This is a genomic window from Gracilibacillus sp. YIM 98692 (genome assembly GCF_010993965.1).
Lineage (GTDB): Bacteria > Bacillota > Bacilli > Bacillales > Amphibacillaceae > Gracilibacillus.
Genome location: NZ_WIXM01000001.1, coordinates 45,819 through 66,731 on the forward strand (window position 1 = coordinate 45,819; position 20,913 = coordinate 66,731).

Here is a 20,913-nt window from a genome sequence, read left to right on the forward strand (position 1 = left end):
AATTACTTAATACCTGAATGTGCCATTGTATTCATTACTTTACTTTGCATAAATATAAAGATAATGAGGTTTGGAACGAACATTATTAAGGAAGCAGCTGCTGCCATTCCTTGCCCTGCAACTGTATTACCACTACCCGCATCAACAGCTAATGTGGACATAAAAAAGGCGAATGTCTTTAAATTTTCATCATCCACAAATAAAGTGGAAGTTTCCGCATTGTTCCACACTGCTTGAAAAGCTAAGATCGAAATAGTCGCAATAGCCGGCTTCACTAATGGAATGATAATCTTCCTAAAAATTTGAAAATCTGTAGCACCATCTATTAATGCCGCTTCAATTAGTTCGTCTGGTATTTGATCAATAAATTGCTTTACCAAAAACAACCCTACTGGCATTGCCAATAATGGAAAAATATGTGCGAAAAATGTATTTAACAAACCTACTTCATCGATTAATAGATATCGAGGGATAGTAACAGCAGCAGGTACGAACATCAATGCAAGAGTATTAATTTCAAAAATAGTTTTCTTTAATTTAAACTGTTTTTTCGATAAAGCATAACCAGCCATTGCACTAAACACCACTGTAAAAAACACGACAATAATCGTTACTACTATGCTATTAAATAAATACCTTGACATTGGAACACCTGTTGCATTCGAGTTATTCACAAGATCCTGGAAATTTTGTAAAGTTGGTTTTTGAACAAAAAATCTTGGCGGATAGGCAAATAGCTCATCTATTGGCTTTAATGCATGTGAAAATATATAAACAATTGGAAGCATCATTAGCACTGCCATCGGAATTAAGATAAAGTAAAATTTAAGCTGACTTCTATGAAATCGGTCTGGATTAATTTTTGATCCATGAAACGAGGCCATCCAATCCCTCCTAATTAGTTAATTTATCTATTTAATCTTTTTCAGCAAATAACTTCATAGCTATCTTAGAGAACCCATAAATAAACAAGAGTAATAAAACGGATAAAGCTGCTGCATAACCCATCTCATATCGAATAAACCCAAAATCTTCTAAGTGATTTACTATTAACTGTCCTGCGTATTGTGGTGTAGGGTTCTGTCCAGATAATTCCACCCCTATTGCTCCGGCTTGAAATGTTTGTACGACAGCCATAACAGCCCCAAACAACATTTGCGGTTTCATAGAAGGAATGGTAATATATACAATTTCTTGAAACCTATTTTTAATCCCATCAATATATGCCGCTTCATATATTTCTTGATTGATGTTTAAAACACCAGATAACATGGCTAAGAAACCTACTCCCATACTTCCCCATAATGTCACAACAATCATAATTATCATCAAGTATTCAGGGGATTGAAGGAATTGAATGGGTTCATTAATAAAACCTATCGATATTAATAAATTATTTAAATAACCTGTTTCATCCCCGCTAAAGATAATCTTCCAAACTACCGCCATTGCAACTCCTGCAGTCATGGAAGGCGAATATAAGATCAAAGCAAGTACTGTCCTAGGTCCTTTTGAAATTTGCGCTAACATCCAAGCTAATAAAAATGCTAGAATATAGCCTCCAGGTCCGACAATTAAAGAAAAAATCAGTGTATTTGGTAATACATATTGCATAAATGTATTATCTTGTGTCAGGATATTCACATAATTCTCTAAACCTATAAGAGATGGCATCTCTATCGTGTTAAAATAGGTAAAAGATAAGCCTATTGCGATGACCACTGGGATAATAATAAACGTCGTAAATAAAATTAAATAAGGTGCTAGAAACACTGATGTACTAACATGATTATTATTATTCATTAACTTCCAGCCACCCTTCAACCTTCTCAATTGTTGGTATTGGGTAAGGTTTTATTACCTCACCATTTTCCATATACCCAAATTCCTCTAGCTTTCTCCGCATCTCTCGATTAATTAATATGACGCTGTCATCTACTGAAGCCCTTACATTCTCACCATCAAACACCGCTCTATTCCATGCGTTACTAATCTCTCTTTCTACCATATAAGAATAAGGCGTTTTCGGTACTTCTCTTAAATACTCCCATTGTTCTAGAATCACGTCTTTATGTTCTTCTGGCAAAGGTAATTCTTCAAACGCTTCTAGATTAGCTGTATTCCACATGTATTCTGGTCCAAATAGCGTTTGCATCGTAACGGCATACTCCGTTTGGGTTTCTGTTGACATCCACCATTTTAGTAATTCCCATGCTTCTTCTTCTTTCTCATTTCCATCAAAGATCATCGAAGCTTGTCCAGATCCTGCTGCCCACCTTTCTACAGTTCCGTCTTCCTGTTCTATTCCTGGTTGTGGTGTTATATCCCACCAACCGGAAATCTCAGGTGCAGCTGTCGTTAATTCTACATAAGTACCAAATGGTGCTACACCAATTGGTAAAGTAGAATATCGAAAATGGTTATAAAACCTTGGTACTTGTAGCGGCATACTGTAAATCGTGCTAAGATCTGACATAAACTGAATACCTTCCAAGGCTTTATCTTCATCAATGGCAGCACCAAGTCCATCTTCTTGATATATTTTTCCGCCGAATTGATAGATGAATGGCGAAGTAGTCTGAAAAGCTTTAAACGCTGACTCTTCCGCTAACGGAGTATAATAGTTTAAACCATACCTTTGTAACTCAGGAAGAATTTCTGTTACTTCATCCCAAGTATTAGGGATAGGAAGATTAAGTTCCTCCATAATATCCTTGCGATAGAACTGTACAAAAAAGTCCTGTGTTTCTGGCAAGGCATATACATTATCTTCAACAATTAATGGCAAAAAGGCACCAGGAGAAAATTGCTGACCCACTTCTTCAAAATCGTCAAATTGCCTGAGATCTACTGCAGCTCCACGAATGGCTAACTCGTAAGGAACCCAGTTACTAATTCCAATTGCTAAATCAGGCTGTGTATTAGCTGCACTAGCTAATACTAGTTTTGATTCATCTGGCATAAGCGAATATTTCACTTTAATACCCGTTTCCGGTGTGAAATTTTGATCTGTCATATTTTGTAATAACTCTACATATTGTCTCGGACGATTTACCCACACCTCTAATGTGTCTTCTGACACATCTGATGTAGCAAGGTTTTCTTCTGTGAAAGATTTAAAAAAACTAAGTGTAGAGTCTTTCGTCTTTGTCCATAAATCCGCCTCTGCATCTGGAAGTCTCACATCTCCATGCACATAAAATTGGTCTAACAATAACGGTTGGTTTGTTAACTGTGTTCGTATATTACCTAAAAATTGTGCTGCCGAATTAGACCCCGTCGATAACTCTGTTAAACGACTCGGAATTTCATCCGGCTCAGCAGCTAATTTCTTTAATTTATCAATAGCTATTTTCATAGAAGAAATCTCAGTAGATTCAACACCATTATTTAAAGACATTAAATACGCCATTTCTTCTTCCAATAGATTAGCCCATTCTAATAATTGTTCATCAATACCAGGAATGTATTCTTCAATATCCCAATCACGAGTTCCCTGTTGATTCCCTGTTAATTTACGAATAGACAGGGATAACTCATCAATCTCTTGCATGACATCATCAATGGTAAATATGACACGTGCATGTGGAGAGGTATCCGCTTTTAAACTTATCTTATTTTTACCTTCTTCTAGATAAAACCAGTAGGGATCTCCTTCATTATTACTAAATGTTTCGTTATACCATTTCTTGCTGTGCTTAAATTGATATTGCTCTACTTCCTCAAAAGGAACTTCATCATTTATAAGCAATGTTCGATAAACTGGTGCATTAGATGCTTTATCCTGTAATGCTTTGAATGATAAACGATAGAAACCTGTTTTTTCTACTTCAACTTCCCAGCTGACTGTTTGCCCAGCTGTATTCCACGAATCTCCACCTAATGTATTTAGATACAACCTGTCTAGGTCATAAGGTGTAACAGCAGGGTCTTCTGTAGCCATTGGCCTTATATATGAATTGTTCTTTTCTGAAGGGTGTTCTGCTTGATACTTGATTAAACCTTCTTGTTGTTCAGCTTCTGAAAAGCTATTCAGATATTCCTCATATGTTTGCACTTGTTTTACGGAGGTAATGTATACATTACCGACTAACATTTCTCCTCTTAAGTTATTTAAAGTAATGGTATTCTTTCCTTCATTCAGATGAAATTGCAACGGACGTTTATACAAATATTGAGAATCTTCTGCTTTTAAGTGTTGCCATTCTTTCAATCGAACCTGCCTTGGAATGATTTCATTTCCTGATCGATCTGTTTTAAAATCTTCTGTTTCATTCTTCCAATAGCTTGGAAAAACAATCCGCCTACTCTCTGAATAAGGGTATTCACCATTCACTTGGATGGCACCTTCTATTGGAATAATCGAATCACCTTGCGGCAAATAATCAAAACCAATTTCATACAACCCTTCTTTATCCACCTCTACTTCAACAGTTAAAGAATCTTGATTACGCCAATAGAACACACTATCCTCATAACCATTGCTTTGTGATGATGGTAATAGCTCTTCATCATCAATATTTATAAAAGCAGATGGTGGGATAGATTGCTCGTAATGAGCAATACTATCCAAACCTTGATTCTGCCATTCGTTGAGTTTGAGGTGATAACGCTGTTCTTCCAATTGTTCATCAACTTCTGATTCACTTTGTTCATTAGCCTGTACCATTGACACTGGAATTAAAGACAGCATTATTAGTGATACAAACATCGCTTTAATCTTCAAGTTGTTACCTCCTCAACTTTTCTTCCCTTACTGACCCATTGCTTCCGACGCCTCTTGATACTTACTATTTGCTAATTCATTTACTTGACTAGCATAATTCTCATAATTGATCTCACCAGACACTGCATTGTTAATAAGAGTTGATATTGTCGCATTTGGTTCATCGCCGATTTCTACACCAGTTGGTGCCTTCCAACGAGCTTGCGCATAACCAGGCGTTGTCTTAAATGGCTCCACCACAGCATTATCTATATTTTTAAATGCTTCTTTTAATCCTGGAACATTTACTGTCTCAAAATATGCGTTTATTACTTCATCATCTGTAATTAACGGTAAACGATCTAAGGTCACTTCCTCTACTTCGTCAGCTATAGCGAGTCGCTCTAAATAGCCATCTTTGCCAAAGCCCATCCATTTCGCTAACAAATAAGCCTCTTCAGGATGTTCGGTAGAGCTGGAAATACCATAATAATCATGTGTGATAACATCTCTTTCACCTGGAATTCCTATAAAGTCCCATTCAAAATCCGCATTCTGTGAAAAAGCACTGATTGCCCAAGTGCCATCCCATTTAATACCAATTCCTTCGTTATACCAAACTTCATTAGCATTTTCACCATTGAAATTAGCTTTTTGATCGTCACTTAAAGGCTCAAAAGCATAACCATTACTATTAATATTTTGAGTAAACTCAATCCCACTAATAAATTCATTACTATCTAAATGAAAACCTTCTTCATTATAGGTATACCAACCAAGATCTTCATTGGCTGCTGCAGGATACCAATCCACTATAGAGAAAGTTTGATTTAAACCAACTACCCCTTGGTTAACGTTTGTAACATTACGAATTGCTTCATTAAATTCATCGAGGCTCATGCCTAAATATGGTACATCAAGATTTGCGTCTTCATATAAATCTTTATTGACATAGTACCCTAACATATGTTGTGAAGCAGGGATTGCATAAATTTGATCACCAACAGTAATGGAAGCAATAACGGAATCCGGCAATAATTCGAATTCTTTATCCTCTTTTGCAAGCTCACTTACATCTAACATCCACTCATTAGCAATACCAGTTGGTACAGTCGCAAGGGAAAATACATCTGGCATTGCACTTGCACTTGCAGCAGAAGCTAATGATTCCTCCCAAGGATCACTAATCGATTCGTCTATTTCTACGGTAATATGTGGATATTCCTCCATAAAAGCTTCAAGCATTAGCCGGTTGATATTTGTATCTCCTTCTGCACCAAAAGACCAGCTAGCCATTGTAAGTGTTACTTGCTCTTTATCTTCATCGGAAACGTTATTGTTATCGGTTTCATTTGATTCATTTGTGTTATCAGCCTCTGACATTTCTGAACTTTCTGAATCATCACTACATGCGACTAACAAAGAAAACAATGCAACAAGAACCATTAGCGAGAACCACTTTTTCATAACATTACACTCCTCTGTATTTGTTTTAATTTATATCACTTTGTCTAATCTGTGCTGATATTCATGAACCGCATAACAAGTGTTATTGAAACGTTTCAATTGAAGTCAAATAAAAATGATTACCATATCTAACATCTAGTAACCAGCAAAAATGCAGCTAATAGGATATATACTTTTCAACAATCTAGCTGTCTTTATAATCAATTATGAATCCGTTTTCACATTTTGGATTAATTAATTCTCCACCGCTCCTTAAAACTATATAAATGAAACTTTCCATTTTTAAGACGAGGAACGCGATATAAATTGAATTGGAATTTGGTCAATTTCGAAATCTTTTTCTTTATGAATCATTTTGAATAAAGTTTTTGCAGCTGTCTCTCCCCATTCTTTTTTCTGAACACGAACTGTAGACAATGGCGGTTGAAAATATTTAGCTAATTCAATATCATCAAATCCCACAAAGGCTATATCAGTTGGTATATTCAAACCTTTTTCCTGGGTGGCTTGAATGGCTCCCATTACCATCTCATCATTTGCTGATATAAATGCTGTGGGATAATCGGTGTTGGTTTCTAAGTATTTTTTCATACTTAACAATCCGCTGACTTCAGTAAAGTCTGCTCTGATAATGTCTCTCTTATTATAAGACATCCCTCTTTTGGCAAGCGATTCTTTAAAACCTTCTAAACGTTTTTCTCCATCAAACGATGTTTCTGAACCTGCAATGAAACCAATTTGCTGATGTCCTTTTTCCACCAAATAATTGACCGCACAGTCAATCCCATATTTATTAGGTAGTAATATTTCCTTTATATAAGGATTTTTAATCTCTCGATCTAATACAACAACAGGATATTTCTCGCTTGCTAACACCTCCAGCAAATCATTAGGAATATGGTAATTTAATATAATTGCTCCTCCTACATATCGTTCTTTTAGTAAACGATGCATATCTGCTGATGCACAAACCACCATCTCATATCCATTTCTTTCCACTTCATTCTGAATACCTTCTAACAATTCGTTGAAAAAGGGACCTCTAAATCCGCTTAAGAAGAGTCCGATAATATCACTTTTATTCCTCTTCAAATTTTTAGCGTTCCCGTTAGGATGATATCCTAATTCATTAGCAACTAGTAAGACTCTGTCTCTTGTAGCTTGTGAAATTAATTTACTGCCATTAATAGCATAGGATGCAGTGGAGATACTCACATTAGCTTTTTTCGCAACATCTTTTAACGTAGTCAATTGCTTACCTCTTCTCAATTCTACAAATTTTTCAGACTCTATTGAAACGTTTCGATTATTATTATACAACACATTGAAACCGCATTCAATATCTTTTTGGTTATTTTGTAAAATTGATGGAGGGGGAGACATGAAATAGTTCATGTCTCCGTACTTACTTATTACTTAGCACAAAATGCAATGTGACTTTCATCGCCTGTTTCAGTAATTGTTATCTTATATTCATTTTCATCATTCATTTCCTCAATAGAGATATGCTCTTGTTCAATCGGAATCCATTTATCTGATTGGATAACCATTTGCTCTTGTGGCTGGTGTGCTTTCACACTTATGAGCAATTGATCCTTACTTTCTTTTAGATGGAATATTTCAGCCGTACTATATTTAATCAATAGCTCATCTGTTAATGAAATATTTACAGGAAGAATCAGCCCGCTTTTTCCCGGAACCGTCACAACATTTCCGTTGAATAATGTATGATCTTTATATTGAATGGTTGTCTCTTTTTCATATTCATCGAAATTAGTTAAGAATAAAAATTGGCCGTACCCAGTTAATCTAGTAGAAATATCCACTTCATCATTTAACTGGAAGCTTGATTTTACATTTACCTTTGCTGCTAAGTTGATATATACGTTGTCCTTATATTGATAATCATGCTCCATGCTTATACCAAACATGACTAGCTTTCCTTTTCCTAAAGTCTTTTCAAATGCCACTACTTCTTTGTTCTCATCTTCTGACCACCCAAAAGCACCATGATTAATATCATACGTTTCCATGCTATCTACTTTTATACTATCCACATCATCAATTTGAACAAACCCATTTTTCTTCCGAGATTTTGTGGATACACCAATATAATCTTTTAGTATCGTGCACGGTTCATTATTCATATCTTTTGTTGGTATAACAGGGAACATGACTAATTGCCCCCCGTCTTCCATATACTGAATTAACTTTTCTTGAATCTGTTTACTCATTCTTTGATGGGAAAACAACCATAAAGTTGGAACCTCGCTGACATCTATATCGCCCTGATTTAATAAGTTATATCCTTCATATATAATATTATTTTGCCTTAAACCTCTAGCAATCCCATTATTCATATTGGTTTCTCTTTCATCTTCTAAAGCTTGATCCTCAGAGACTGTATAGCTATTGCTGAACTCTGTCATATAATATTCAGGATTAAAGGCAAAATGTGTATCAAAATCTGGCTTTGATTGAGCTAACGACTCATTGTACGTAGATAACACACTGCCTAAATGCTGTATGACCTTATAATGTGGTCGTTTACGCCCATTCATATCTAAAGCGGCTTGCCATTCATGCCGCTTACCTAGCAGGCCGATCTCTTTATAGTTTTCACCACCAACAAACATATAATAATTGACAGCATTCATCCCATTCGCAACACATAACCTGGTCGTTAAATCGAAGCTGCTCGGCTGTAATCTCGGCTTATCCGGTATACTGCCGCCTTGAAATTCTGCTGAAAATAGCGGCTGTTCTTTCCACTGTATTGCTTTGGTAAAGGCATTAGCTAATACAATATCAACATAATTATCATATTCAATATTACCGATATAATAATCTCCAGCCATTAAAACATCATCGATTTTTGCCGCCTCTTGTAACTGTGAGATACCTATCGGATACTTTGTCCCTCTTTTCACGATATCGATGGTATCAAATCCATGGATGTTTACCACAAAAGGAACTTTAATCCCTTCATTATCTGCTAGCTTCTGTAAGTATTCAATATACTGGCGATAATGTATTCGCATGAAATAGCTAAATTCATTTTTTACTACCATACCATGGCTTTCATCCGGATCGGTTAGCTTGGAAGAAACAAACTGATTGATATTGTCAGCATTTACATGAAACAATTGATTGAATTCTTCTAAAGAATATTTTTGTTCGAGATACTTTACAAATAATCTTTGTGTTTCTTCATTATAATCACCGTTATTGGTTACCCAATGAAACATACCTACTTCATTATCTAACTGAAATAAAATGACAGAACCGCCATTGTGTATTTGGTATGGTGCTAACACACGGCATATAAATTGGTACCAACGATCTACCTTTTCTAAATAAGTAGGATGCATATAGCTGACGACTCTAGTAGGGTGTATTTCCCCATCAGCTGTTTTAGCTAATGATTCTGGGTAATTTTCTATAAACCAAGTAGGGACACCATGATCCACCACCTCAGCCATAACATAAGGTCCTGGTCTTACTAAGCAGTACATATTTTCCTCTTGCACGATATTAAGAAACGTTACAAGGTCACGTTCTTCCCTTGTATTACCCTCTACATCTATTTTCCCTTCCTCATATTCATGTACTACCCACGGAATATAAGTACTTACCATATTCATTCCCGCTTCTTTCATCTGTTTAATTCGGTTTCTCCATTCAGATTTAGGCACACGGAAATAATGTAATTCTCCCCCAAAAATCATAACGGATTCGCCATTAATGACTAAACTTTGGTCTTTAACTTTGATCACATTTAGACACTCCTTGAAAATATGTAGCATGTATAAGGAGGGTGTAAAAACTTACATCCTCCTCCCCTTATTTTTTACTTTTTATTTTCTCAATTCAAACGACTGCTCCAAGCATTCTTGACTATTAGGTCCAACAAACACATTGAATTTTCCGGCATCACTTTCGAACGATAGGTCTTCATGATAATAACGCAGTTGCTCTTCCGTTAATGTGAAGAATATTTCTTGTTCTTCTCCAGGATTTAATTCAATTTTTTGATATGCTTTTAATTCTTTTAGTGGTCGAACAACTTCACCCACTAGATCCCGCACATATAATTGAACAACCTCTTCACCCTTAATAGAGCCTACATTTTTTACTTTTACAGATACTTTTATTTCATCATCAGCTGCTAAATAGTCTTTCGATAAAGTTAAATCATTGTATTGATATTTTGTATAGCTTAACCCGAATCCGAATGGAAAGAGCGGTTCATTTGGAACATCTAAATATTGAGATACATATCGTTCTTGTGCATCTGGCGCATCCTTTGGACGACCTGTATTATAATGATTATAATAAACTGGCACTTGACCTACATTATAAGGAAACGACATCGTTAAACGACCTGAAGGATTAACATCCCCATACAGTAAATCAGCAATCGCTCTTCCACCTTCTGTACCAGGGAACCATGCCTCTAAAAGGCCATCAGACTCTTCATATACTCCATGCAAGTCTAGTGGTCGACCGTTAATCAATACAGATACGATAGGTTTATTCAATTTCTTCATTTCTTCTATCAATTTTAATTGCACATCAGGTAGGCAAATATTGGAACGACTCCCCGCTTCACCACTCATCTCAGATTTTTCTCCTAAAGCTAACACAATAACATCTGCATCATTTGCCACTTTAACTGCTTCCGAAAATTGATCCTCTGTAGCAGATTCAATGTCACTACCTTGAGCCATGAAGACATTATCTGCCCCCGCTTTTTGAGCAATTCCATCGTAAATCTTGACAGCATCCTCTTTAGAACCTTGCCAAGACCATTGCCCAAGGATGTCACCATTATTTGCAAACGGACCAATAAGCGCTATTTTTTTATCTTTTTGAAGCGGCAGAATTTCTTCGTTCTTCAATAAAACGCATGATTTAGCAGCAAGTTCATAAGCTGCCTCACGATGCTCTGTACTCATGATTACTTCTTTTTCTAATTGTTCATCTGCACCTCTATAAGGATTTTCGAACAATCCTAGTTTTTGTTTAAGTTCCAGTATACGTAAAACAGCTTCATCAATAAGCTCTTCCTTAACAGCGCCAGAATCCACTAATTCCTTTAAGTTTTTCACATAACATGCAGTCATCATTTCGATATCCACACCAGCATTAATTGCTTTCCGTGCTGCTTCACTTTCATCTCCAGCTACACCATGAGGAATTAATTCTTTGACAGCACCCCAATCGGAGATCATAACACCATCAAAACCCCATTCTTCTCTCAATAAATCTCTCATCAGTTTTTTGTTACCTGTTGCCGGTACTCCATCAACTGTATTAAAAGCTGTCATCACCATTTCACAGCCTTCATCAAGAGCTGCCTTATAGGCTGGTAAATAATTCTCTCTCAGTTCTCTTTCTGACATATTGACGGTATTGTAGTCTCGTCCACCCTCTGGTGCTCCATAAGCGGCAAAATGTTTAACACAAGCTGCAACTTTGTTTTTATCATTAGTTAAGTCATTTCCTTGGAAGCCTCGTACAAAAGCTTTTGCAAATACACTATTAAGGTACGGATCTTCACCAGTCGTTTCCATAACTCTTCCCCAACGCGGATCTCTAACTAAATCCACCATTGGTGCAAAGGTAACATGTACGCCCGAGACAGCAGCTTCTTTTGCCGCAATTTCCGCACTGCGTTCTGCAAGTTTTTCATCCCATGAACAACCTATTGCTAATGGCACCGGAAATATCGTTTTAAATCCGTGTACAATATCAGCCATCATTAGTAATGGTATTCCTAATCTATTGTTCTCTAGGTGAACCTTTTGTATATTTGTAACTTCCTTCGCACCTGATGCACCAAGAACAGAACCACTATTTTGAATCATTTCTTCAGTTATACCCATATCTTCCATCGGTCCCGTAATTTCACCTTGGGTTTCTGCACCTGCATAAAACAAAGTTGCTAGTTGAATTAATTGATCTTTCTTCTCATCTAAAGTCATATCATTTAGTAATTGTCTTAGATTCATTATTTTTCCCCCTCATAAAAACATAACCATAACAATAAAGCTATTTTATTCCTGATACATTGAAACCTTCTACTAAATATTTTTGGAAAATCATAAAAATAATAAGAATAGGCACTACCATAAATGCCGAACCTGCCATTTGTAATCCATAGTTCGTTGCATATTGATCTTGCAATAGTGACAACCCTACAGATAACGTGTATAATCTTTGGTCATTTGCTATAATTAATGGCCACAAGAAACTGTTCCATGATGCAATAAATGTCAGGATGACTTGTACTGATAAAATTGGCTTCGCTAATGGAATAATCAATTTAAAGAAAATATATATTTCTCCCGCACCATCTAGTCGTGCCGCCTCTATCAAATCATCCGGCACTGTAACCATAAATTGCCTGATTAAAAAGATCATAAAGGCAACTATTAAACCTGGAAGTACGATCCCAGTCATCGTATTTGTTAAACCCATCTCATTAATGATTAGGTAAGTCGGAATCATTGTTATTTGTCCTGGTAGCATCATCGTAACAAGTACTACCATAAACCAAATTTCTTTTCCTCTAAATTCAAACTTTCCAAAACCATATCCCGCCATTGTATTTAGTAACAAACCTACCATCGAGAAAAACACGATAATTAACGTATTTACTAAATATACATCAAAATTTAGATTCTGGAATAACTCCAAATAATTTTGAAAAGTTGGATTTTGAGGAAATAATGTTGGCGGTATTTGCAAAACTTCTCTTTCGGTCTTAAAGGAACTTAATATCATCCATATAAATGGTAAAGAAACCGAAATACCTCCAAAAACGAGTAAAAATGTTACGATAAACTTTTCTAATTTACTCTTAGGTTCCATTGAGAACACCTCACAATGTTTGGTCTTTTTTTCTAAATCTGAATTGAATGATAGTGGCTATAATGACAATGATAAACAGCACAAAAGATGCTGCTGCAGCGTATCCAAAATCGTTATATTCAAAACCTCTTTGATAAATATATAACGCCATAGAATTTGTTCCATTTAATGGACCACCATCTGTCATTACAAACGGTTCTTCGAAAAATTGAAGCCAGCCTATCACTGTTGTTACAGTTACAAAAAATGTTGCGAAACTCATGGATGGTAACGTTATCTTGAAGAACTTCTGCCAACGGTTTGCCCCATCAATATCAGCTGCCTCATAATAATCTCTTGGTATTGACTGTAATGCCGCTAAAAAGATCAACATACTCACACCATTACTTTTCCATACTGCTAGAATGATTAAGGAGAATTTTGCAACCAACGGATCTTCTAACCATGGCACAGACTGAATATTCACGAGTGATAATATATAATTAAACAAGCCATATTGTTGGTTATATAAAAATCCCCAAACCACTGCTATTGCTACTATATTAGTGACGGAAGGCATATAGTAAATCAACCTAAAAGTAGAAGATAACCATTTCCCTACCATTGATAATAATAAAGCAATCACTAATGAGCTAGAAACAGCCAATGGAACACCTATGATGACATAGAAAAAAGTATTGAATATGGACTCCAGAAATACTTCGTCCTGAAATAATTTAACAAAGTTTTCAAAACCTACGAAATTGACTTTTGACCAATCTGCTAAACCAATTAGAGTTAGATCGGTGAAACTAATTCCTAACGAGAGAAATATTGGTGCAAAAGAAAACACCATTAGTAATAACACTGCAGGACCAATAAAGAATAGTGGCATTAATTTGTATTTCCATTTAGTCATCTTTCATCACCCGCCTTAAGCAATATAGGGCGCATAATTTAGAATGCACCCTATTTTTAAGTTTTTAATCTGCTAGAATATCTGATACTTTTGCTCGATATTCCTCTAAAGTTGACTCTAAATCTGCTCCGCCTCTATACACTTCTTCCAGATACTTCAGCAATTCTTCACTTATTTCCGTATACTCCGTGATCATTGGTAATACCTCTGTTGATTGCAGCTGTTCACCAAACACACTAAACATAGGGTCATCTGCTAGAACTGGATCTTCCCATGCTTCTAAATTGGCTGGTAACTCATTTACTTCTTTGTACCATTCTAATTGGGTATCTGCATCAGCTAGGTAATTAATAAAATCTAAGGATTGTTCTACCTTTTCAGAATTATGGAACACCCCAAAGTGAGAGCCTCCGATCATAGAACGGTTTGTTTCTTGACCTGGCATGACACGAACATCCCATTTTCCTTCAATTTCAGGAGCACCTTCACTGATTGTTTTAATATCCCATGGCCCGCTGAAAAACATTGGTTTAGAACCTTCACTAAATGCTTGAACTAGTTCTTTACCTTCTTCTAATTGTGACAAACCTTCTTCATAAAAAGTTTTATACTTTGACATCGCTTCCAAAAATTTAGGATCTTCAAAATTACTTGCACCTTCATCTACGTTATAGTTCCAACCATGTTGCCAAGCAAGCATAAATGGATATTGTGGATCTTCTTGAGGCAGGTCAATGGCATACTGATCATCGCCTCGTTCTGCCAGCTTTCTAGAAGCATCGACCATATCATCCCATGTTTCTGGTCCTTCTGGATAACCTACATCGGCTAACAAATCTGTTCTATAAAATAAAACTCTTGTATCAACATGAAACGGTATCCCAATCGTTTCTCCTTCATATTTCGTTGTACCAATTGCACCTTCATAGAAATTGTCAGGATTGAAATTCTCATACTCACCTACATATTCTGATAAATCCTTAAACATTCCTGCACTTGCATATTCTGGTACACCTGTAGTCCCCACTTGTACTACATCCGGTCCTTCACCTGAAGCGATTGCCGTTAAAAACTTATCTCGTACTTCTCCCCAAGGAATAACTTGAACTTCTACAGATACATCATTTTCTTCTTCATACTTTTTCGCAAATTCTTCCATCGAGTTATTCATTGTCCAAACTTTAATAGTGTTTTCATCATCTCCACCTGCACAACCTACCACCAATAACATTACAGCAACAAACAAACTCATCAATAAAACTATTTTATTTCTCATTCTCTGCACCCCTTTTAGATTTAAATGTTGTGATGATTAAGAGTTTAGTAATGTTTTATCCACCCCCTTTAAAGAAGTAAAGCATTACAGTTTTTTAACAGAATCTCTAATAATTAAATCCGTATGCAATTCAAAAGTTGAATTCACTTTCTCGTTATTAAGCATTTGAAAAATAACGTGTGATGCTGACGCACCCATTTCATACTTAGGTTGTCGTATAGTTGTTAATTTTGGATATACATATTTGGCTTCCAAAATATCATCAAATCCAATAATGGAAATGTCATCAGGTATATCCATTCCTCTTTTTTTAAAAGCCTCCATGCCTCCGATAGCCATTTCATCATTAGCAAAAAAAACAGCAGTAGGGACCTGATCTTGTGCAGCTAATATATTTGCAGCACTTTCTCCACCTTCCCGTGTAAAATTACCAGATACCATCCATTTATTTTGAAGTTCTATGTTGTAAAATTGTAAAGCTTCTTGGTATCCAGCAAAACGCATTTGGTTGTCATAAGAGTCAGATGGACCATTCACAAAAGCGATGTCAGTATGACCATTTTGTATTAAGTATTCTGTTGCTTTGAATCCACCTTTCTTATTATCAACTTTTACATGTACTGTCGAATCCACTTCTATTTCTCTGTCTAACAATATAATGGGAAAATGATGATGAGCTACATCTTTTAACATCTCATCAGTGATATTGTGCGCCAATACAATACAGCCATCTACGCGATGTTCCGTCAAAAACTTTGCAGCTGTTGAATTTTCTCCACCTATAGCACTGCATGCGATTAAATCATATCCATGATCTGTTGCTACATCCTGCACACCTCTAATTAATTCAGAATAGAAAGGACCTGACAGATCACTCAATATCAGAGCCAACGTTTTAGTTGAGGCTCTTTTCAAGTCACTAGCAAACCCATTTTTTCGATAGTTAAGCTCTTTAGCTGCTTGTAATACTTTATCTTTCGTTTTCGGACTTACTTTTTTTACACCATTTAAAGCATACGAAGCTGTCGATACTGCAACATTAGCTTTCTTTGCGACATCTTTTATTGTTACCAATTTTCTCACCCCTGTATTTCATCGAAACGTTTCGATGAAATCGTTTTTAAAAATAGGTTTATTAAACCTATACTCTCCTAATAACACAATACTTATAATTGAAACGTTTCGACAAATTGATTATAATATAGAATGTATTCGTTTTCAACATATTTTTGTGAATTTTTATTTTACTTTTAAAGAAATACTGTAACAAAAGAGCTAATAGTCCTTCATAAAAAATTCCACGGGTATTTTCAAACATATAATAAAAACATCATTTCTCAGAAAGGAGCTGATTTTAAGATCCAACACTTTTTTATTTCATAAAAAAATCACTTATCTAAAGATAAGTGATTTTTTGCCCCTAGAGTTCATTCCTGTACTCATACCTCAATTTAGTAGGTTGTGCATTTTTCGTTAATTATATTGAAAAACATTATCATTCGAATGTTAAAAACTTGTCAAGTTATTATGGCAATTTATTCCCTGCGATACGATACAGATCATACCATTCTTCTCGGGTAAGTTCTACATCCGAAGCTTTCGCAATATCTGCTAAACGCTGGGTGTTCATGGTACCTAGTATTGGTTGCATGCGAGCTGGATGACGGAGAATCCATGCAATGGCAATGGCGGATTTTGACACACCATTTTTCTCCGAATATTTTGCTAACGTTTCATTTAATACAGGGAATTGATCATTATCAACAAAAACCCCATCAAAAAATCCGTGCTGGAATGGAGACCACGGTTGAATAGTCATGTCGTGAAGACGACTGTATTCTAATACGCCTCCATCACGAACAATGGCTGGATCATGCTCCATATTAACATTGAGACCGGCATCGATCATCGGTGTGAACATTAAGCTCAATTGTAACTGATTAGCAATTAAGTCTTGATCTACATATTTTTTCAATAATTCGATTTGAGTTGGATTGTGATTACTTACACCAAAATGACGAACTTTCCCACTTTGTTTTAATTCATCAAAAGCAGCTGCTACTTCTTCTGGTTCCACTAATGTATCTGGACGATGAAGCAACAACACATCTATGTAATCTGTTTTTAAACGTTTTAAACTTCCTTCAACGGAAGATAGAATATGTTCTTTAGAAAAATCAAAAAAACCATTTCTAATTCCACATTTGGTTTGAATTACCATTTTTTCCCGAATACTTGGATTCATATCAATGGCATCAGCAAAAATCTCTTCTGACTTTCCACCACCGTAGATATCCGCATGATCAAACATATCTATACCATGCTCAAGTGCGTTTTTAATTACAAGGTTTGCATCTTGTTTGGATAGTTGATCCATGCGCATGCACCCGAGAGACATTTCACTAACTTGTAAACCACTTTTTCCTAATTCTAGTTTTTTCACACACACTCTCTCCTTTCCCTCATCTATTATCTATCTTAGCATAGCAAGTTTATGTAAGCGATTATATTGCATTATCCCTCTGTTGATTCTTCTTTCTTTTTCCATAACATGATAATTTCAGATAATTGGCCTGATATGTATAGTAAAATAGCTATGATTAATCCAAGAAAACAGCCTAGAAATCCAAATATGATTGCTCCAGCTACCCCGCCGATTACTAAAAGCAATAATAGATTAGCATCCAATTTATAACCCCCTTTTTGATTAGTGACTCTACTTTTTCCGTGTCACTTTTAAATGTTTTTGCGCCACTATATATGTTATTCGAGTCACTTTTTTGTGGTTTCGAGCCACTTTTTTAAAGTTTTGCTCCACTTTATCCTAACCAGAAAAGGACCACACTTTTTCTAGTGTGATCCTCCCATCCATTTACGATTCATTTGGCATAGCTAAGTAAAGCGCACCTTTGACACCAGCTTCATCTGTTAAACCTGGTGATACAATATAGTTATCAATCTCTTTTTCTGTTAAATACGGAGAGCTGACATAACCATTTAGCATTTCTAGTACGTATTTACGAATAAGCGGGAATAGCTGCTTTTGTTTCATCACACCACCGCCCATCACAATACGTTCCGGTGATAGAATATAAATATAGCTTGTGAGCGCTTGTGCTAGATAGTAAGCTTCCATTTCCCAAACTTTATCATCATCTGCTAGCTCTTGTCCTTTTTTGCCCCATCGCTTTTCTATTGATGGCCCGGCAGCGATTCCTTCTAAACAGTCCCCATGATATGGGCATGTACCTTGATACTGATCATCTGGATGACGGCGCACTTTAATATGCCCCATTTCAGAGTGTGATAAGCCTTTTAAGGTTTGACCGTGAAAATAAGCTCCTGCCCCGATACCTGTTCCTACGGTAATATATAAACAAGTATCCACGTCTGTTGCATTTCCCCATTTTGCTTCAGACATCGCCGCAACGTTCACATCTGTATCAATTACGACTGGAACGCCTAATTTTTCTTTTAATGTGGCACCTAAGGGATAATCAACCCAGTCTGTTTTTGGTGTTTTTTGCAGCTGGCCGTATGTTGGACTGTTTTCATTCACATCGATTGGGCCAAAACCACCTAATCCGAGTCGCTCAATCCCTTTTCCTTCAAAGAATTCCAACACCTTTGGTACTGTGATATCTGGATGTTCAGTTGGAATGACTTCTTTTTCATAGATTTCTCCTTGATCATTGCCTACAGCCAGAACAAATTTGGTTCCGCCTGCTTCAATTCCTCCTAGTTTCATACGTATGACCTCCTAGCCCTTGTTATGCAAAGACCATGCCGAGATCTTTCCTTCTCCTTCTATAGAAAGCGATGTGTTTTCAGGTTCTGCAAATATTCTTGATGTAAAAACAAGTTCTCCGTCATTTGCAAATAGCTCCAAAGAAGAATGATCGATAAAGCAGCGAATTTGTTGGAGATCTTGCGATAATATACCCACTCGTTCTTCCAACCCACTGCCATCTAGACATGGTCTTGTGATTGTTATCGTTTTCTCATTTTTATCATAATCTATTGTAGCATAATCAAATAGATTCATGTGATATTTTTCACTTTTTATATCCTCTAAAATAAGTTCACTAGATTTTTCGATCTTTCCTTGCCATTTACCGGTTGTAGTCACTTGAAGAATTGATGTTTCTCTAAGTTTTTTTAGTTCTTTTACTGGCTTCTGATAGATTTGGTTATTTTCCCATAAAAGTTCTCTTGGCAATGTCAACTGATGAATCCATTGATACTTGGTTGTTGGATGATAGTCTTCTCCTTGGTCTGGAACCCCCATCCAGCCAAACAAAATTCTCCTTCCCTGTTCATCTAAAGTTGTTTGCGGTGCATAAAATTCAAAGCCGCGATCAAGTTCTACAAACTTCCCATATTGAAATTTCTCTTCTTTATTCCATTTGCCATGGATATAACCAGTTTGATGGACATTTCGGTAATCAATGCCAGAAGCAGAAAGGCCTTGCGGAGAAAATATTAAAACATCTTCGCCATTTAATGAGAAGAAATCTGGGCATTCCCACATGTAGCCATAACCGTTTGCCAACGTACCGCCAAACTCCCATTTTTTTAAATCAACTGAATGGAACCATACAACGCTGCCTTCATTTTGTAATTTTTGCGCGCCGATAACCATATACCATTTGTCATTTTCTTTCCATACTTTTGGATCACGGAAATGCGCGGTATAGCCTTCGGGTACTTCGATTTGTACACCTTCTTTAGTGAAATGGATGCCGTCTTCTGATACGGCTAGGCATTGATAAGCTTCCCGTTCTCCGTTTTCTTTTACATTTCCGGTATAAAAAAGATGCAGTTTGCCCTCGTGATCAATGGCACTTCCGGAATAGCAGCCATCTTTATCGAACCAATTACTTGGTGTTAAGGCGATTGGTTCGTCTTTCCAATCGACAAGGTTTTGGGATGTTACATGTCCCCAAAACTTAGCTCCATGTCCAGTTTTGAATGGCATCCACTGATAAAATAAATGATAGGTGCCGTTCCACTGAATCCAGCCGTTTGGATCGTTAATTAATCCGACCGGCGGCGCAATATGGTAGGCTGGTCTGTATGGATCGCTTTCGGCTAATGCTTGATGTTTTTGAATAGCTTCCTGTGCTTGTTGTCTTAATTGTTTATCTCTACTCATCTCGTCACCCTTTCGATTCAACCTGTATTACTTCAAGAGTTTTTTGATTATATTAGTAAATGGGATTCTTTCAAAAAGATATTTGCTAAAAAGTTGTTGCTACTCTCAGGTCATAAATCTTATTAGCAGTTTATATAAACTGCGACATAGCTTGAATGGAATCGATGCTTATTCCATCTTAGATAAGTGCAGCTGTGGGATAAGCACTTAAATACCGCTTCGGAAATATACTTCGCTTTCCGCGGGAGTCTACGTATATTTCCTACGCTGGTGAGTGATTAGATTATGATATATTTCATTTTCATGATTTTTCTCACTCAGAACGAATTTCAAACTAAGCTGCGGAAAAATGCGACACTCCTGGGGGAAGAGCACGAGCTGAACATCCCGCAAGCAGTGGGTTTCTGCCGAGGAAGCTGAAGCCGTGCCCCCGGAAAGGGAGCGTTTTTCCGCAGCGTTGGACTAGCACTCATCTTTGAAAGAATGAGAGATCGCCTCGCTGATGTGAATATTCACTATGCCGCATTTTAGTTCTA

Annotated in this window: 15 protein-coding genes; all 15 read right to left on the bottom strand. The window is 36.5% G+C overall.

Annotated features, from left to right (window positions below; genetic code table 11):
• Positions 1-2: 2 nt before the first annotated feature.
• Positions 3-884 carry a carbohydrate ABC transporter permease gene (locus tag GHD00_RS00180; RefSeq protein WP_163536081.1) on the bottom strand — a complete coding sequence of 294 codons (882 nt, stop codon included), beginning with the start codon at positions 882-884 and terminating at the stop codon, positions 3-5.
• A 31-nt stretch (positions 885-915) separates the two neighbouring features.
• Positions 916-1,803, bottom strand: a complete 888-nt coding sequence (locus GHD00_RS00185) for a carbohydrate ABC transporter permease (protein ID WP_163536082.1) — start codon at positions 1,801-1,803, stop codon at positions 916-918.
• Entirely contained in the window at positions 1,796-4,726 is a 2,931-nt protein-coding gene (locus tag GHD00_RS00190; protein WP_240468543.1) for an extracellular solute-binding protein, read from the bottom strand. The genes GHD00_RS00185 and GHD00_RS00190 overlap by 8 nt, the downstream gene beginning before the upstream one ends.
• 27 nt (positions 4,727-4,753) lie before the next feature.
• Positions 4,754-6,172: an ABC transporter substrate-binding protein gene (locus GHD00_RS00195; protein WP_163536083.1), complete on the bottom strand. Its 1,419-nt coding sequence runs from the start codon at positions 6,170-6,172 to the stop codon at positions 4,754-4,756.
• Positions 6,173-6,454: 282 nt separating this feature from the next.
• On the bottom strand, positions 6,455-7,423 hold the full coding sequence (locus GHD00_RS00200; protein ID WP_163536084.1) for a LacI family DNA-binding transcriptional regulator: 969 nt from the start codon (positions 7,421-7,423) through the stop codon (positions 6,455-6,457).
• A gap of 161 nt (positions 7,424-7,584) precedes the next feature.
• Positions 7,585-9,948, bottom strand: coding sequence for a beta-galactosidase (locus GHD00_RS00205; protein ID WP_163536085.1), 2,364 nt, complete (start codon positions 9,946-9,948; stop codon positions 7,585-7,587).
• An 81-nt stretch (positions 9,949-10,029) separates the two neighbouring features.
• On the bottom strand, positions 10,030-12,186 hold the full coding sequence (gene bglX, locus GHD00_RS00210; RefSeq protein ID WP_163536086.1) for a beta-glucosidase BglX: 2,157 nt from the start codon (positions 12,184-12,186) through the stop codon (positions 10,030-10,032).
• 40 nt (positions 12,187-12,226) lie between these two features.
• Positions 12,227-13,048 carry a carbohydrate ABC transporter permease gene (locus GHD00_RS00215; protein ID WP_163536087.1) on the bottom strand — a complete coding sequence of 274 codons (822 nt, stop codon included), beginning with the start codon at positions 13,046-13,048 and terminating at the stop codon, positions 12,227-12,229.
• 10 nt (positions 13,049-13,058) lie between these two features.
• On the bottom strand, positions 13,059-13,946 hold the full coding sequence (locus tag GHD00_RS00220) for a carbohydrate ABC transporter permease (RefSeq protein WP_163536088.1): 888 nt from the start codon (positions 13,944-13,946) through the stop codon (positions 13,059-13,061).
• Positions 13,947-14,010: 64 nt separating this feature from the next.
• Positions 14,011-15,222, bottom strand: a complete 1,212-nt coding sequence (locus GHD00_RS00225) for a sugar ABC transporter substrate-binding protein (RefSeq protein WP_163536089.1) — start codon at positions 15,220-15,222, stop codon at positions 14,011-14,013.
• An 84-nt stretch (positions 15,223-15,306) separates the two neighbouring features.
• Positions 15,307-16,296 (bottom strand): LacI family DNA-binding transcriptional regulator, encoded by a 990-nt coding sequence (locus GHD00_RS00230; RefSeq protein ID WP_163536090.1) that lies wholly within the window; start codon positions 16,294-16,296, stop codon positions 15,307-15,309.
• A 451-nt stretch (positions 16,297-16,747) separates the two neighbouring features.
• On the bottom strand, positions 16,748-17,620 hold the full coding sequence (locus tag GHD00_RS00235) for an aldo/keto reductase (protein WP_481810369.1): 873 nt from the start codon (positions 17,618-17,620) through the stop codon (positions 16,748-16,750).
• A gap of 116 nt (positions 17,621-17,736) precedes the next feature.
• Complete coding sequence (locus GHD00_RS00240; protein ID WP_163536092.1) at positions 17,737-17,910, bottom strand: hypothetical protein; 174 nt, start codon at positions 17,908-17,910, stop codon at positions 17,737-17,739.
• 184 nt (positions 17,911-18,094) lie between these two features.
• Positions 18,095-18,970 carry an ROK family protein gene (locus GHD00_RS00245; protein WP_163536093.1) on the bottom strand — a complete coding sequence of 292 codons (876 nt, stop codon included), beginning with the start codon at positions 18,968-18,970 and terminating at the stop codon, positions 18,095-18,097.
• A 12-nt stretch (positions 18,971-18,982) separates the two neighbouring features.
• Entirely contained in the window at positions 18,983-20,377 is a 1,395-nt protein-coding gene (locus GHD00_RS00250) for a glycoside hydrolase family 32 protein (protein WP_163536094.1), read from the bottom strand.
• Between the last annotated feature and the right edge of the window lie 536 nt (positions 20,378-20,913).